Genomic DNA, 14672 nt, shown 5'->3' on the forward strand with positions numbered 1-14672 from the left:
TCAGCGCGTGCACGAGTGATTCCCGCAGGCCATTGGTGTCCTCGATGTGCGAGCGGCGGTGCATGGCCCAGTCGCCGACGGCCGGTGCGAACCACAGGGGCAGCACGCCGTAGAGGAGGAAGCGCCTGCTGGCGTTCTCCACGTCGTCGGACGGGCCGGTGGTCAGCTCCGTCGCGGCGCGCCACTGGTGCCACGGGCGGGTGGGTGTTCTGGGCACGGGTTCCCTCTCGCGTCCGGGGTCAGGCGGTGTAGGCGAAGTCCAGGCCGTTGAGCGGTTCGTCGCGCAGGAACCGGAGCACGAGGTGGGCGTACTCGGCGTCGCGTTCCAGGTGGGCCATGTGGTCGGCGTCCTTGAGCAGGACCAGGGTGGAGCCGGCGATGGTGCGGGCGACGTCGCGGTTCTGCCGTGGGGAGGTGGTGACGTCGTGCTCCCCGGTGAACACCAGCGCGGGGACGCCGGTGACGCCGCCGCGCGGCAGGAGGGTCGGTTCCAGGACGCGGCGGTGGCACGCCGCGTGGCGCCGGGCCTGGCGCCACGTGGTGCGCAGGGCCTGCTTGAGCAGCAGCCGCTGCACGGCCGCCGACTGCTGGACGCGCTGGTGCTCGTCGGTGTTGACCAGGTAGCGCACCAGGCGGTCGGCGTACGGGCCCATGACCGGGCACGCGTCGTCCAGGGACTCGCCCGGTCCGGGGGCGACTCCTTCGATGTGGCTGACGGCCTCCCGCAGGAACCCCCGCATGGTGCCGGTGACCCGGTGGGTGGCGCCGGACAGCAGCAGACGGCTGACCCGGTCCGGGCGGCGCTGGGCCATCCGGTAGGCGATCGGCGCTCCGTAGGAGGCGCCCAGGACGTTGGCGCGGTCCAGGCCGAGGGCGTCCAGCAGGTGCAGGGCCGCGCCGGCCAGCGTGTCGAACCCCTCCTCCTCGGGCAGGTCGTCCGCGGTGCCCGTGCCGGGCAGGTCGACCAGGATCACCGGGGTGTGCGGTGCGATGCGCCGCTCCAGGCGGCCCCAGGCGTACATGTCCTGGAGCGCGCCGCCGAGCAGCAGGAGGGGTTCGGGCACGGGATGCGGTCCGCGCCAGTGCCCGGCGCCCGGGTCCGTGTGCACGATCCGGCAGACGTACTTCATGCCCTGCCAGCGCAGGTGGTGGAGTTCCTCGACGGGGGTGGTGTCCCCGGCGGGGCGGGGCGGGGACAGGTGGGTCATCAACGGCCCACCGCGTGACGGCTGATGAGTTTGGCCATGTCGTCCACGCAGGTCGCGGCGGACAGTTGGTCCTCGCTGATCTCCACTCCGAAGCGGTCCTCCAGGTGGATGGAGAGCACCACCAGGGCCATGGAGTCGACGCCCGCGCTGGCGAGGGGGGCCTCGGGGGTGAGGGGCGCGGACGGCAGGCCGCACCTGTCCGTCAGGATCTCCTTGATTTCGTCGAACGTCATGCGCGATTCCCTCCGGTGGGAAGACGGCCGGCTCGGAACGCGGCGGCCGAGGGACGTGGACGGGCGGGCGCGGCGGCGGGGCGCGGCAGCCGGGGGCAGGACGGGGCGGGAGCAGGGCGGGCGGGGTCAGGACAGACGGGCGCTGAGGCCGGCCGGCCACACCAGCGTGGTGGCCGCCCAGGCCAGGCCGCTGCCGAAGGCGACCAGCAGCACTCGGTGACCGGGCTTCAGTTCCCCCTGCTCGGCGGCGTGGGCCAGCAGCAGCGGCACGGAGGCGGCCGCGGTGTTGCCGACCTCCTCGATGTTCGACGGGACGCGTGCCGCGGGGATCTCCAGCATGTCGGCGACCGTGGCGGTGATGCGCTGGTTCGCCTGGTGGGCGATCAGCCGGTCGACGTCGCGGAGTGACCAGCCGGCCTGGGCGGCCGCCTCCCGTGCGGCCGCCGTCATCCGGCGCACCGCGTGCCGGAAGACCTCGTTGCCGCTCATGTGCACGAAGTGCTCCTCGGGTGCCGTCCGGTTCCGCCGGTGGCGCTCGCGCGCACCGCCCGCGGGAACGGCGATGGCGTCGGCGAGGGAGCCGTCGCTGCCCCACACCACGGGCCCGAGGGCGCCCTCGGCGTGCGGCGGGCCGGCTTCGAGGACGACGGCGCCCGCCCCGTCGCCGAAGATCGGGGCGGTGGCCCGGTCGAGCGGGTTGACCAGGGAGGTCATCGTCTCGGCGCCGACCACCAGGACCCGGCGTGCCGTGCCCGAGGCGATCAGACCGGCGCCGGCCGTGCAGGCGTACACGAAACCGGAGCAGCCGGCCATGACGTCGAAGGCGGCAACGGCGGGCAGGCCCAGCCGGTGGGCGACCCATGGCGCCGTGGCCGGACACGGCCGGTCCGGGGTGTTCGAGGCCAGGACCAGCGCGTCCACGCTGCCGATCCCGGCGGAGGCCATGGCCCGCGCTCCGGCCTCCACCGCCATGTCCCCGGTCGCGATGTCCGGTTCCGCGATCCGGCGCTCGGCGATGCCGATGCGCTCGCGGATCCACTGGTCCGAGCTGTCGATGCGGGTGCACAGCGCGCTGTTGGGAACGCGGCGCGGCGGCAGCCACGCCCCCAGCCCGGTCAGGACGGCGGCGGCGCCGCGGCCGCGGTCCGTGGCACAGGGGGTGTCGGTCACGGGAGCTCCCTCGGTCGGACACGCGCACGTCGGAAAGGCGGCGTCCGCGCCGCTGCCGTACCGGCCGGACCCGCCCGTCAATTCATAGAGGAGCGCTCCTGACGGCGGTCCCGGAGCCACACCGGGAAGGGGCCGCTGTCGCCCTAACGGCGGATCGGGCCCGGTGCGTCGGGTGCACCGGGCCCGATCCCGTGCTACCGGGGCCGCCGCGCGGGCGGGGCGGTTACGGGGTCCCCGGGTCCTGGGGCAGGGCGCCCGGGTCACCGACGGGCGCCGGGGAGCCACCGGTTCCGGCTGCCTCGCCGGGGACCGTGGCGTTGCCCTCGCCGCTGCCCGTCTCGCTGCCCGGGGCGGTGGGGGTGCCCCTCGTGCCGGAGCCCGTGGCGCTCAGGCGGGCGGCGAGCAGCCGCTTGCCCATCTCGGCGCCCTTGCGGCTGTCGGCCTGTGCCTTGCGGAACAGTTCCGCGACCTCGTCGTCGCCCTCCCGTTCGGCGTCCTCCAGGTAGGTCTCCATGCGCAGCGCGTTGCTCAGGCAGGCCTCGACGTACCAGAGCAGGTTGTAGTCCTTGTCCTTGGTGCCGGTGACGTGGCCGGTCTCCTCGTTCATGATCGCGACGCTCCTTCCGCGCCCCTGCGCGCACCGGCCCCGACGGCCGGCGGCCCCGGGTGCGTGGACGCGCCTACCCGGGGGTGGGGCGGGAATTCGCGGCGGGGGCACCTGCCGGGCATCCCGCCCCCCGGTGTCAGTCGCGGCCGTCGGTGCGGCGGCGGTGGAGGGTGAAGGTGTCGACCGGGGTGAGGTCGGCGTGCGGGCCGTCGAAGGTGTAGTAGGTGACGCGCATGCTGGTGGTGCCGCCGCGCCGGTCCCCCGGGTCGACCTCGAAGGCGGCGAAGCCGTGGGTGTTGGTGCGGTCCTGGTAGGCGGCCCAGGGGGCGTCCTCGGTGAGCCAGATCGACTCCCGGTAGGGCGCGCCGGGGGCCGGCTTGTCCTCCAGGCCGATGACCACCCGGCCCTGGGGGCGTTCGAACAGGTCGTCCTGGGTGGTGGCGGCGTTGCCGCCGGCGCCGATGACCATGTGGACGGTGCCACGGCCGGTGTCGGCGAGGCGGGGGTCGGTACCGGTGGGCACCGGGGTGCGGGTGTCGTTGGGCAGGGTGCCGCGGACAGGGTGGGAGCGCTCGTAGTAGTGCTCGTGGCCGCTGACCACGAGGTCGACCCCGTAGGCGTCGAACAGCGGGCCCCAGGCCTCGCGGACGCCGAGGTCGCTGCCGGAGCCGTGCTTGGAGCTGGAGATCATCGGGTGGTGCATGCAGACCACGATCCAGTCGATCGCCCGGTTGCTCCGGGTCGTGCGCAACTCCCGTTCCAGCCAGCGCTGCTGGGCGCCGCCGGAGTAGCCGCGCAGATAGGTCTCGCCGGAGTTCTGGATGGCGACGTCGTCGTTGGCGAGGCTGATGAAGCGCACCGAGCCGACCGTGAAGGCGTACCACATGCCCCGGGTCTCCTGGTCGCGGTCGGCGGTGGAGTCCGGGAGGGTGAAGTACGTCTGGTAGCCGGCGGCGCCGATCGGGCCGTTGCCGCCCTCGTTCTCGTGGTTCCCGGCGCAGGGCATCCAGGGGCGCAGCCGGGCCGAGCGGCTGTTGTTGATGAACCAGTCGGCCCAGGTGGCGGTGCGGCTGCTGCCGTGGCGGCCGCTGTAGGAGGCGTAGCAGAGGTCGCCGTTGACCAGGTTGAACAGCGGGCCGACGCGTTCGACGGCGGCGACGATGTCGGCGGAGTGCGGGGTGCCGACCTGGCTGCTGGTGAACACCGGGTACTTGCCGAGCGGTGAGGGCGTGCCGTCGGGGAAGACCAGGTGGCGGCGGAGGTTGGGGGTGGCCTGGTCGCCGAAGCTGGTGAAGGTGAAGGGAGTGCGGCCGCGCGGGGCGGTGGTGAAGCTGCCGGTCTCGGGGCTCGTGCCGTCGTGTCCGGCGGTGTAGAGGTACGTGGTGCCGGGGTGCAGGCCGGTGAGCCTGGCGTGGTGGACGTACACCTCGTCCTTGCCGAGGGCGTCGCGGTAGGTGCGGGTCTCGGCCTCGGTCACCTTGCCGAGGCCGCCGCCGGGTGAGCCGAGCCTGACCTGCGGGCGGCGGACGGACTGCGGGGTGATCCAGGAGACGGTCATCTCGGTGGCCGGGTCGGTGCCGAACTGCAGGTGCAGGCCGCTGACGCTGGGGGTGCCGATGCGGTGCGGGCGGGCCTGGAGCAACGGGCTCGCGGGCCCGTCGGTGGGCCCGTCGGTGGGCCCGTCGGTGTTCCGGTCGGTCGGTCCGTCGGAGGCGGTGGCCGGTTGGACGGCCGCGCCGCCGGCGACCAGGGCGGCTCCGGCCGCCGATGTGCCCTTGAGGATGGACCTGCGTGCGATGGTCATGGTGCTCCGTCTGCCGAGTGGGGGTTCGGACCCGCAGCACTGTAACGACATGTGCATGTAAAGGCGAGGGTCTTCTGACGGACGCTCACCTCCGGACACGCCGCGGCCCCGGCGGCCGGGGCACCGCCGGGGCCGGGCGCGCTCGCGGATCAGGGGCACTGCTTCCAGGCGAGGTGGTAGACGGTGTTGATGCTGCCGTCGGTCGAGTCCATCGTCATGAAGCTGGTCGTGTGGGCCTGGTCCGAGGTGCCGCCGGCGACGCGCAGTTCGGTGTTGATGTTGAAGTTGCGCTCCTCGCCGCAGGGGGCCCAGACCAGGGCGGCGACGTCGACGGAGTCCGTCGCCTGCCAGTTGTCGTCCGTCGGGCCGTCGAAGCGGTGGCTCTGGTACGTCGTCCCGGAGTCCCCCTGGAAGTAGTAGTTGGCCCGCTCGACGCCACTCGCCCCGTTCTCCAGGTGGGCGAAGCCGCGGTAGTCGGCGGAGGCGATGGCGTAGGTGAAGCCCTGGGGGACGTGCACCCGCAGGTCGAGCTGGCAGTTCTTCCGGAAGTCGGTCGGCTTCGCGCCCACTCCCACCTGGGCCAGGTAGCTGCTGTACGTCACGGTGAAGGCGGTGTTGTCCGGCGACACGGCCACCGCGGCCGATCCCACCGGGCAGCCGGAGCCGTTGACGGTCGCCACGTCGATGACGATCCGGTCCGGCGGGGTGGGCAGCGAGTCGCCGCCGAAGGCCGGAGAGCCGACCACTGCGGCGGAGACGGCGGCCGCGGCGGCCAGGGTGCGGAGCAGCATGGGCTTCCCCTTCGATCGTCCACGGAGGCAGGGGCGGCGCGGCGCGGTCCGGGCGTTTCCCGCGCGACCCCTCGTCAGAATTGACGTGGATATGTCAGCACATCGAGCGGACCGTGTACAGGGGGTCACCCATGGTCACTACCGGCGGGAGCGGCAGCCCCCCGGGTGACCTGCGGGCGTGGGGCCGACGACCCGTGAAGCGGGCGCCCGCATAGTCGGAGGGTTGGTCATACCTTCCGATCGTGAGACGAGCCGACCATGCCCCTCCCCCGCCGCCGGACCGCCGTCACGGCCCTCGCCCTGCTGCTCGCCCTCCCCGGCTGCAGCGCCCTGCACCCGTCCGGGCAGGCCGCCCCCGGCAGCGCCGCGCCGACGCCGACCCCCAGCCCGACCGGGCCGCGGGCGTTCACCCTGCTCGCCACCGGCGACGTGCTGCCGCACACCGAGATCATCCAGCAGGCCAAGGAGGACGCCGGCGGCTCCGGCTACGACTTCGGCCCCATGCTGGCCGGCGTCAGACCGCTGATCGGCGCGGCCGACCTGGCGATCTGCCACATGGAGACGGTCTACGGCGCGGACGGCGGTCCGTACACCGGGTACCCGGCGTTCAAGTCCCCGCCACAGGTCGCCAAGGCGCTCAAGGAGGCCGGGTACGCCTCCTGCGACACCGCCTCCAACCACACCCTGGACGACGGCCCGGCCGGCATCCGCCGCACCCTGGACGCGATGGACGCCGTCGGCCTCGCCCACACCGGCTCGGCCCGCACCGCCGAGGAGGCCGGACGGCCCGCGCTGCTGCGGGCCGGCGGTGCGACGGTGGCCCACCTCGCCTACACCTACGGCACCAACGGCATCCCGCTGCCCGAGGACGAGCCCTGGGCAGTCAACCTGATCGACCGGGACCGGATCCTCGCCGACGCCCGCGCCGCCCGGGCGAACGGCGCCGACCTGGTGGTGGTCAGCATCCACTGGGGCACCGAGTGGCAGGACACGCCCAACGAGCAGCAGCTCACCCTCGCCCGGGAGTTGTCCGCCGCCGGGCAGGGCCCGGGCCGGCCCGACGTCGACCTGATCCTCGGCACCCACGCCCACATCCCGCAGGCCTACGAGAAGATCGGCGACACCTGGACGGTGTACGGGCTCGGCGACCAGCTCGCCGGGCACATGTTCACCTATGACGGCGCCGAGGATCCGCGCGGCAACTGGAGCTCGATCGCCCGTTTCACCGTCAGCCCGCCGGCCGCTCCCGGGCAGCGGTGGTCGGTGAGCCGGGCCGAGTTCGTACCGCAGATCACCGACCTCGGCCCGCCCTACCGGGTGCTCGACCTGCGCGAGGCCGTCCGTCGCGACCCCGGCCGCGCCGACTGGGCCCGCGCGCTGGAGCACATCCGCACCGTGGTGCTCAGCCGCGGCGCCGGTTCGGCGGGGCTGGCCGTGGCGCCGCGGTAGGCGTGGCCGCCCGGGTGGCCGAGGCCGGTGTCACGGCTTGCGGCCGACGCCGCCGTACACCGAGACCTCGCCGTCGGCCAGGCCCGAGGGCCCGCCCAGCTCCGGGTGCCACCGGTTGATCAGGACCACGCCCGGGTCGTCCAGCTCCAGCCCGGCGAAGAAACGTTCCACCTCGGCGTGCGAGCGCGCGTGCACCTCTATCCCGGCCTCCGCGTAGCGGCGCGCGCCGACCGCGACCTGTTCCGGGGCGTTGTCGGCGGTGCCCGCGGTCAGGGCCATGAAGCTGCCGGAGGGCAGGGCGTCCAGCAGCTCGCGGACGGGCGGGTGCGCGGCCTCGTCGGAGAGGAAGTGCACGATGTTGATCAGCGTCAGCGCGATCGGCCGGGTCAGGTCAAGGGTGGCGGCCACCGCTGGGTCGGCCAGGAACTTCGCCGGATCGCGCAGGTCGCCCTCGACGTAGGCGGTGCGGCCCTCGGGCGTGCTGGTGAGCAGCGCGCGCGAATGGGCCAGCACGATCGGGTCGTTGTCCACGTACACCACCCGGCAGGCCGGGTCGACCGCCTGGACGATCTCGTGCAGGTTGGGCGCGGTGGGGATGCCGGTACCGACGTCCAGGAACTGGCGTACGCCGTGCTGCTCGGCCAGCCGGCGGACCATCCGGTGCATCACGGCGCGGGCGGCCGTGGCCCCGGCCCGGGCGGCGGGCAGGTCGGCGAGCACCCGGTCGCCGACCTCCCGGTCCGCCGGGAAGTTGGTCTTGCCGCCGAGCAGGTAGTCGTAGACCCGCGCGGAGTGCGCCCGGTCGGTCCGCAGGTCCACCTGCGGCGGCTGCTCGAAGTCCGTCTCGATCAGCCAGCTGTCCGGCTCGTTGCTGTCCACTGTCGCCTCGCCCTCCCCGTCCGGCGTCTGGTCCGGACCACTCAACCACAGGACGTGAGCGTCCGTCAGGCGGTTCCCGCTGTCCGCTGAATCCCGGCTTCCGCCTTCCGGAGGGCGGCGGTGAACGAGGGCACCCGCATGGCCGTCAGCAGGCCCAGCGCCGGTCCGGCGAGGCAGATCGTGACGTAGACCGGGATCACCCCGAGGCCGTCGTGGTGGCCCAGCCACTCGGCGAGCAGCGGGAAGGTGCCGCCGAACGCGGCGATGGTGGTCGCGTTGACCACGCCGACGCCGACCGACCGCACCTCGGTCGGGAAGAGCGAACCGGTGAGGACGTTCAGGGTGCCGAGCTGCGTCGCCACCAGCATCCCCAACAGCACGGCCACCAGTTGGAACGGCAGCCAGCCCCCGCGCAGCCCGGCCAGCAGGATCCCGACCATCGGGATCGGCAGTCCGAACCCGATCCGGGCGACCGGCAGCAGGCCGAAGCGGTCGGCGGCCGCACCGACGAGCAGCATGGTGACCAGGACCACGGCGAGCACGACCGTCATGAAGGAGGCCGCCCGCTCCTTGTCGATGACGTGGTAGGCGGCGGCGTACTGCGGCAGGTAGGTCAGCGCGAAGTAGTAACCGACCGTGCCGCCCAGGGTGTTGAGGAAGACGGTGAGCACCGCCCAGCGGTGGTCGCGGACAGTGCGCAGGAAGGACGGGCGCACTCCCGGCCGCGCCCCGGCCCGGGCGCGGTGGAACTCGGCGCTCTCCGGCGCGGCCCGCCGCACCCACACCGCGCCCAGCCCGAGCAGCGCGGCGACCAGGAAGCCCCAGCGCCAACCGCCCTGTTCCAGGCCGGACTTGCCGACGGTGTGGATCAGCAGGGTGAGCACCCCGAAGGAGAGCAGCGAGCCCAGGACGATCCCGCCGTAGGAGACCGCGCTGAACGCGAAGCGGTGTCGGGGCGGGGCCGTCTCGGTCACGTACGCGGCGACGCTCGGCGCCTCCCCGCCGAAGGCGAGGCCCTGCACCACCCGGACGACGACGGTCAGCACCGCCGCCCAGACGCCGATCGTCCGCTGCCCCGGCAGCGCGGCTATTCCCAGGCTCGCGGCGGCGATGACGGCCATGCCCAGGCTGAGCGCGAAGCGCCGTCCCCGGGTGTCGCTCAGCCGGCCGATCAGGTACGAGCCGACCGGCCGGGCCACGAAGCCGACCGCGAAGGTGGCGTACGCGGCGAGCACGCCGCTGACCCCGCCCTTGCCGTGGCCGAACAGGTCGGCGGCGAAGTAGGGCGCGAGCACGGCGTAGATGTTCCAGTCGAAGGCCTCGACCACCGACCCCACCGTCGCCGCCGCCAACTCCCGCCGCCGGCCCCCGTCCTGCGCCCCGTCACGAGCCGGGGCGGTATCGATGTGATCAGTCATGGCGTCAGCATGGCACCGTTCCACCTGCGGCGGAATCGGCGGCGGTGAACCCCGCGACGGCCGGGCTGCGGTCGGCCGTCGCGGGGCCCCGGCGAGGCGCGGTACCCCCGTTGCCGCGCCTCGCCACCGGCCCACCGGCCCGGCGGACCGGCCGATCAGTTGGTCACGTTGACGCACGTTCCGGTGTACACACCGCCGTTGGCGTTGCTGAGGCCGCACCACCGACCGGCGGCGACGTAGCCGTCCGGGGCGTAGGTCGCGCTGTACCAGCCGCCGGCGCTCGCGTAGAAACTCGTCTCCGCGACGACGGCCCCGGACGGACTCTTGATCTGGAGGTCCGCCGAGGCGCCCGCACCGTAGTAGGTGCTGTTCACCACGGTGCTGACGGCGAGTCCGCTGCCGGAGACCGCGAGGCAGACCTTCGGGTCGACGCCGTTGCAGGCTTCGGCCGGATCGCCCGACCGGTAGACGGCCAGCATCCCGTCGTCGGTGCTGACCTCCTTGACCAGGGCGGCGCCGGGCGGGGCCGACGCGCCGGTCGGCGTGGAGGTCGGCGTGGCGGTCGAGGCAGCGGTCGGGGTGGACGGCGAGGCGCCGACCGTACCGACGGCTCCGAACGCCGTGAGGGCGACGGCGACGACCCGGGCCAGGCCCCTGGTCGGGCGCGAAGCAAGCCTGCGGGCGTTCAATCGTTCCTCCTCGGACGGGTCCGTAGGACGTTCATCCTCGCCCCGGCACCGCCCCGCTGACCACGACGTTGACCCGACGTTGACCTGACACTTGGGCGCCGTCGGGCTACGCTCGTTCGCGATCCGGGTCGGACGGGCGGGGCGACGGCGCGGATCGCAGGGGACTCGGGGGGATCTGGTGGAGTCTGCGGTCTTTGCTGCGCTGTTGCGGGAACGGCGCCTGTCGGCGGGGTGGAGTCAGGACGAACTCGCGGAGCGCTCGGGGGTGTCCGCCCGGTCGATCAGCGCCCTGGAGGCGGGCGGGCGACGCCCGCGGATGTCCTCGGTGATCCGGCTCGCCGGGGCCCTCGGCGTCGACCCGCAGACCCGGGCCCGGTGGCTGGCGGCGGCGCGGGACACGGACGCCGCCCGGCCGTCCGCGGAGCCCGACGGGGCGGGTGGGCCGGACGTACCGGCGCCGTCACTCGAGGGCGGCCCCGCCGTCCTTCCGGTGGTCCCGACCGGGCCCACCGCCCCACAGCAACTGCCCATGGCCATCCGCCACTTCACCGGCCGGACCCGGGAGCTCCGGCTGCTCGACGAGCTGCTCGTCGACGTGACCCCCGGCTGCGGCGCGGTCGTCATCTCGGCCATCGCCGGCACCGCGGGCGTCGGCAAGACCACCCTGGCGGTGCACTTCGCCCACCGGGTGGCCGACCGCTTCCCCGACGGCCAGCTCTTCGCCAACCTGCGGGGGTTCGACCCGGCCCGGGCCCCGGTCGACGCCGCCGACGTGGCCCGCGGCTTCCTGGACGCGCTGGGCGTCCCGGCCCTCCGCGTCCCCGCCGACCCGGACGGGCAGCTCGCGCTGCTGCGCAGCAGGCTGGCGGGCACCCGGACGCTGATCGTCCTCGACAACGTCCGCGAGGCGGAACAGGTCCGCCCGCTGCTCCCCGGCTCGAACACCTGCCTGGTCGTGGTCACCAGCCGGAACCGGCTTCCCGGGCTGGTCGCCCTGGACGGCGCCGTCCCGCTGGCCCTGGACGTGCTCTCCCCCGCGGAAGCGCGGGAACTGCTCGCCCGCCGCCTGGGCGCCGCGACCGTCGCCGGCCAGCATGACGCGGCCGACGAGCTGGTCGAGCTGTGCGCCCGGCTGCCGCTCGCGCTGAACATCGCCGCCGCCCGGGCGGCCGACCACCCCGGCACCCCGCTGGAGGTGTGGGCGCGCGAGTTGCGCGACTCCCGGGCGCGCCTGGACCTCCTGTCGGCCGGCGACAGCCACGCCGACGTCCGGGTGGTGCTCTCCTGGTCCTACCGCGCGCTGACCCCGCAGGCCGCCCGCCTGTTCCGGCTGCTCGGCCTGCACCCCGGCCCGACCATCAGCACGGCGGCGGCAGCGAGCCTCGCGGGCCGGCCGCCGGCCCGGACCCGCGCCCTGCTGGAGGAGTTGCACCGCGCCCATCTGATCACCGCGCCGGAGCGCGACCGGTACACCTTCCACGACCTGCTGCGCGCCTACGCCGCCGAGCAGGCGGCCGCCCTCGAACCCCCGCAGGGGCGGGCCGCGACGACCCTGCGAATGCTCGACCACTACCTCCACACCGCCCACCGCGCCGCTCGCCTCGCCTACGCCGACGACGTCTCCTGGCAGGCGTTCGACCTCGCGGAGCCCGCCACCGGGGTGACGCCCGAGGAACTCACCGACCGGCGGCAGGCGCTCGACTGGTACCGGGAGGAGCAGCCGGTGCTGGAGCGGATCGTCGACACGGCGCACCGATGCGCAGCCGACGTCCACGCCTGGCAGCTCGTCGGCGCCCAGGTGCCCTACCTGCTCAAGTCGGGGCTGTGGCAGCAGTGGCAGCGGGCGAGCGAGACCGCGCTGTCAGCCGCCGAACGCACCGGCGACCTCGGCCGACAGGCCCACGCGCACCGCTGGCTCGGCCAGGTGCACCGTTCCCAGGGCCGCCAGCCCGAGGCCCAGCGCCAACTGCGCCTGGCCCTGGAGCTGTTCGAGTCGCTCGGCGACCGGCCGAGGGAGGGCCGGACCCGGCTCGACCTCGCGATCGCCCACGGAGAGGAGCACGCCGACGCCGACGCCGTGGCCGAGTCCCGCCGGGCCCTGGAGCTGTTCGAGGCCATCGGCGACCCGTCCGGGCAGGCCCTCGCGCTCAACAGCATCGGCTGGTACCTGGCCCAGCAGGGCGAGCTGCGGGAGGCGCTCCCGCACTGCCGGCGCGCCCTGGAGCTGGCCCGGGAGGCCGGCAACCTCCCCGGCCAGTCGTCCATCTGGGACAGCATCGGCTTCATCCACCACCGCCTCGGCGAGTACCACGAGGCGCTGCCCGCGTACCACGAGTCCCTGCGGCTGCGGGTGGCGGTCGGCGACTACTTCCTCCAGGCGGACATCCACACCCACCTCGGGGACACCCACCTCGCGCTCGGCGACGTCGGGGCCGCACGGGCGGCCTGGCTGCGCAGTCTCGCCATCCTGGAGGACCTCCAGCACCGGGACGCCGACGTCGTCCGGGCCCGCCTGGACGGCCACCCCGCGCCGGAGCCGCCCCGCTGAACGCCGCGGCGGGACCGTACGGCGACGGAGCCCGCCGACCGGGTCGGCGGGCTCCGCGTGCGCTACGGGACCAGGCGAGGACCACGCGCTGGGGCTGGGATCGTCGCCCCGGGGCTACCGCGGCAGCCGCTCCCGGTGCAGGCGGTCCGGACGTAGAGGGCCAGCCGCTCGTCACGCGGTGCGGGCGCGCCAGGCGGCCGTGACGGTGAGGGCCGCGTCGTTGGCGAGGGGTTCGCCGATGCTGAGCCGGACGCCCTCGCCGGGGAAGACCTTGGCGGTGATCCCGGCCTCGGCGCAGGCCTCGGCGAAGGCCGAGGTGTGCTCGCCGAGGCGGAGCCAGACGAAGTTGGCGTGGGACTCCACCAGGGGCCAGCCCTGGGCGCGCAGCAGGGTCTGGACCCGGGTGCGTTCGGCGAGCAGGCCGCGGACCCGGTCGTGCAGTTCGGGGCCGGCCGCGAGGGACTCCACGGCGGCGTCCTGGGCGATCCGGCTGACGCCGAACGGGAGGGCGACGGTGCGGGCCGCGGCGGCGACGGTGTCGTGGGCCACGGCGTAGCCGACCCGCAGGCCCGCCAGGCCGTAGGCCTTGGAGAAGGTGCGCAGGACGACCAGGTTGGGGCGGGTGCGGTAGAGGTCGACGCCGTCCGGGGTGTCCTCGGGGGCGAACTCGCGGTAGGCCTCGTCCAGGACCACCAGGGTGGTGGCGGGTACCGCGTCCAGGAACTTCACCAGCTCGGCGGGCGGGACGGCGGTGCCGGTCGGGTTGTTGGGGTTGCAGACCAGGACGACCTTGGTGCGGGGGGTGAGGGCGGCGGCCATCGCGGTGAGGTCGTGGACCTCGCCGTCGGCCAGCGGGATGGCGACGGGGGTCGCGCCGGCGAGGTCGGCCGCCTCCGGGTAGGCCTCGAACGAGCGCCAGGCGAACAGGACTTCGTCGCCCGGGCCGGCGGCCGATCGGACCAGTTGGAACAGCACGCCGACCGATCCGGGGCCCACCACCACATGGGCCGGCGGGACGTTCAGGTGGTCGGCGAGGGAGGCCACCAGACGGGCCGCGGCCGGGTCGGGGTAGCGGTTGAGGGTGTGCAGGGCGGCGGTGGCCCGTTCCAGCACGCCGGGCAGCGGCGGGTAGGGGTTCTCGTTGCCCGCCAGCAGGTGGTGGGCGGTCGTCGGCGCGGTGCCGGTGGGTGCGTCGGTCATGTCGGTGGGCTCCCGTGGGCGGCTCAGCCGCCGGTGAGGCCGGTCGCCAGGGTGGCGGCGGCGAGGACGAGGAAGACTCCGGCCACGATGTACCGCTCGGCACGGAGGAAGCCGCGGCTCTTCCGGGCGCGCTGGCGCATGAGTGAGCTCAGCAGTGCCCAGCCGGCGTTGGTGGCCATGCCGACCACCACGAAGACCAGTCCGAAGACCAGGGTCTGGGACCAGACCGCTCCCCTGCCGCTGTGGATGAAGGAGGGCAGGAAGGCGAGGAAGAACAGGGTGCTCTTCGGGTTGAGGGCGTTGACGACGAGGCCGTCGGTGAAGATCCGGGGGGAGCGGCCGGGCGCCCCGTCGGTCTGTTCGGCGGACGGGTCCGGGTCCGGGGTGCGCAGCCGTTTGACGCCGAGCCAGACGAGGTAGGCGGCGCCCGCGTACTTGACCACGTCGAAGGCCGTCTCGGAGGAGGCGACCAGGGCGGACAGGCCGACCACGGCCGCGAGCACCTGGACGAGGTCGCCGCAGGCCAGGCCGAGGGTGGACAGCAGTCCGGCGCGGCGCCCCTGGTCGAGGGTCCGGCCGGTCACGTAGAGCACGGACGGGCCGGGGATGAGCAGCAGTACCAGTGAGGCCGTGAAGAACCACCACAGGCTGGACAGTTCGGGCATGCGATCCGGCT

Annotated in this window: 12 protein-coding genes and 1 pseudogene; 2 read left to right on the forward strand and 11 right to left on the reverse strand. The window is 74.2% G+C overall.

Features of this window, described 5'->3' with window-relative positions; all coding sequences use genetic code 11:
- Positions 1-239 precede the first annotated feature (239 nt).
- From ACH4J0_RS01680 to ACH4J0_RS01705, 6 genes and pseudogenes are all read right to left on the reverse strand, one after another.
- The gene (locus ACH4J0_RS01680; RefSeq protein WP_396235674.1) at positions 240-1208 is read right to left on the reverse strand and encodes an alpha/beta fold hydrolase; all 969 of its coding nucleotides are present in this window, start codon (positions 1206-1208) and stop codon (positions 240-242) included.
- On the reverse strand, positions 1208-1441 hold the full coding sequence (locus tag ACH4J0_RS01685; RefSeq protein WP_396235675.1) for an acyl carrier protein: 234 nt from the start codon (positions 1439-1441) through the stop codon (positions 1208-1210). Before ACH4J0_RS01685 ends, ACH4J0_RS01680 begins: the two co-directional genes overlap by 1 nt.
- Positions 1442-1567: 126 nt before the next feature.
- On the reverse strand, positions 1568-2611 hold the full coding sequence (locus ACH4J0_RS01690; protein ID WP_396235676.1) for a beta-ketoacyl-ACP synthase III: 1044 nt from the start codon (positions 2609-2611) through the stop codon (positions 1568-1570).
- 385 nt (positions 2612-2996) lie between these two features.
- Positions 2997-3218 (reverse strand): annotated as a pseudogene (locus ACH4J0_RS01695) (hypothetical protein); the annotation flags it as partial.
- A gap of 136 nt (positions 3219-3354) precedes the next feature.
- Positions 3355-5022, reverse strand: coding sequence for a purple acid phosphatase family protein (locus ACH4J0_RS01700; RefSeq protein ID WP_396235677.1), 1668 nt, complete (start codon positions 5020-5022; stop codon positions 3355-3357).
- Between the two features lie 149 nt (positions 5023-5171).
- Complete coding sequence (locus ACH4J0_RS01705; RefSeq protein WP_396235678.1) at positions 5172-5813, reverse strand: DUF4360 domain-containing protein; 642 nt, start codon at positions 5811-5813, stop codon at positions 5172-5174.
- Positions 5814-6071: 258 nt separating this feature from the next.
- Here ACH4J0_RS01705 and ACH4J0_RS01710 point away from each other — a divergent pair, with 258 nt between their 5' ends.
- Positions 6072-7262, forward strand: coding sequence for a CapA family protein (locus ACH4J0_RS01710; protein ID WP_396235679.1), 1191 nt, complete (start codon positions 6072-6074; stop codon positions 7260-7262).
- A 30-nt stretch (positions 7263-7292) separates the two neighbouring features.
- On the opposite strand, the gene ACH4J0_RS01715 is transcribed toward ACH4J0_RS01710, so the two are convergent.
- From ACH4J0_RS01715 to ACH4J0_RS01725, 3 genes are all read right to left on the reverse strand, one after another.
- Complete coding sequence (locus tag ACH4J0_RS01715) at positions 7293-8111, reverse strand: SAM-dependent methyltransferase (RefSeq protein WP_396235933.1); 819 nt, start codon at positions 8109-8111, stop codon at positions 7293-7295.
- A gap of 95 nt (positions 8112-8206) precedes the next feature.
- A complete protein-coding gene (locus ACH4J0_RS01720; RefSeq protein ID WP_396235680.1) occupies positions 8207-9559 on the reverse strand; it encodes an MFS transporter in 1353 nt (450 codons plus the stop codon).
- A 155-nt stretch (positions 9560-9714) separates the two neighbouring features.
- Positions 9715-10248 carry a hypothetical protein gene (locus ACH4J0_RS01725; protein WP_396235681.1) on the reverse strand — a complete coding sequence of 178 codons (534 nt, stop codon included), beginning with the start codon at positions 10246-10248 and terminating at the stop codon, positions 9715-9717.
- Positions 10249-10453: 205 nt separating this feature from the next.
- Here ACH4J0_RS01725 and ACH4J0_RS01730 point away from each other — a divergent pair, with 205 nt between their 5' ends.
- Positions 10454-12796 (forward strand): ATP-binding protein, encoded by a 2343-nt coding sequence (locus tag ACH4J0_RS01730; RefSeq protein ID WP_396235682.1) that lies wholly within the window; start codon positions 10454-10456, stop codon positions 12794-12796.
- 171 nt (positions 12797-12967) lie between these two features.
- On the opposite strand, the gene ACH4J0_RS01735 is transcribed toward ACH4J0_RS01730, so the two are convergent.
- Both ACH4J0_RS01735 and ACH4J0_RS01740 read right to left on the reverse strand, forming a co-directional pair.
- On the reverse strand, positions 12968-13996 hold the full coding sequence (locus ACH4J0_RS01735; protein WP_396235683.1) for a histidinol-phosphate transaminase: 1029 nt from the start codon (positions 13994-13996) through the stop codon (positions 12968-12970).
- A 23-nt stretch (positions 13997-14019) separates the two neighbouring features.
- The gene (locus tag ACH4J0_RS01740; protein ID WP_396235684.1) at positions 14020-14661 is read right to left on the reverse strand and encodes a LysE family translocator; all 642 of its coding nucleotides are present in this window, start codon (positions 14659-14661) and stop codon (positions 14020-14022) included.
- Positions 14662-14672: the final 11 nt, after the last annotated feature.

Source organism: Kitasatospora sp. NPDC017646 (genome assembly GCF_044329365.1).
Classification (GTDB): Bacteria; Actinomycetota; Actinomycetes; order Streptomycetales; family Streptomycetaceae; genus Kitasatospora.

Coding starts and splice junctions, on each gene's coding strand:
- ACH4J0_RS01680 (WP_396235674.1), bottom strand. CDS start 1,208: ATGACCCACCTGTCCCCGCCCCGCCCCGCCGGGGACACCACCCCCGTC.
- ACH4J0_RS01685 (WP_396235675.1), bottom strand. CDS start 1,441: ATGACGTTCGACGAAATCAAGGAGATCCTGACGGACAGGTGCGGCCTG.
- ACH4J0_RS01700 (WP_396235677.1), bottom strand. CDS start 5,022: ATGACCATCGCACGCAGGTCCATCCTCAAGGGCACATCGGCGGCCGGA.
- ACH4J0_RS01705 (WP_396235678.1), bottom strand. CDS start 5,813: ATGCTGCTCCGCACCCTGGCCGCCGCGGCCGCCGTCTCCGCCGCAGTG.
- ACH4J0_RS01710 (WP_396235679.1), top strand. CDS start 6,072: ATGCCCCTCCCCCGCCGCCGGACCGCCGTCACGGCCCTCGCCCTGCTG.
- ACH4J0_RS01720 (WP_396235680.1), bottom strand. CDS start 9,559: ATGACTGATCACATCGATACCGCCCCGGCTCGTGACGGGGCGCAGGAC.
- ACH4J0_RS01735 (WP_396235683.1), bottom strand. CDS start 13,996: ATGACCGACGCACCCACCGGCACCGCGCCGACGACCGCCCACCACCTG.
- ACH4J0_RS01740 (WP_396235684.1), bottom strand. CDS start 14,661: ATGCCCGAACTGTCCAGCCTGTGGTGGTTCTTCACGGCCTCACTGGTA.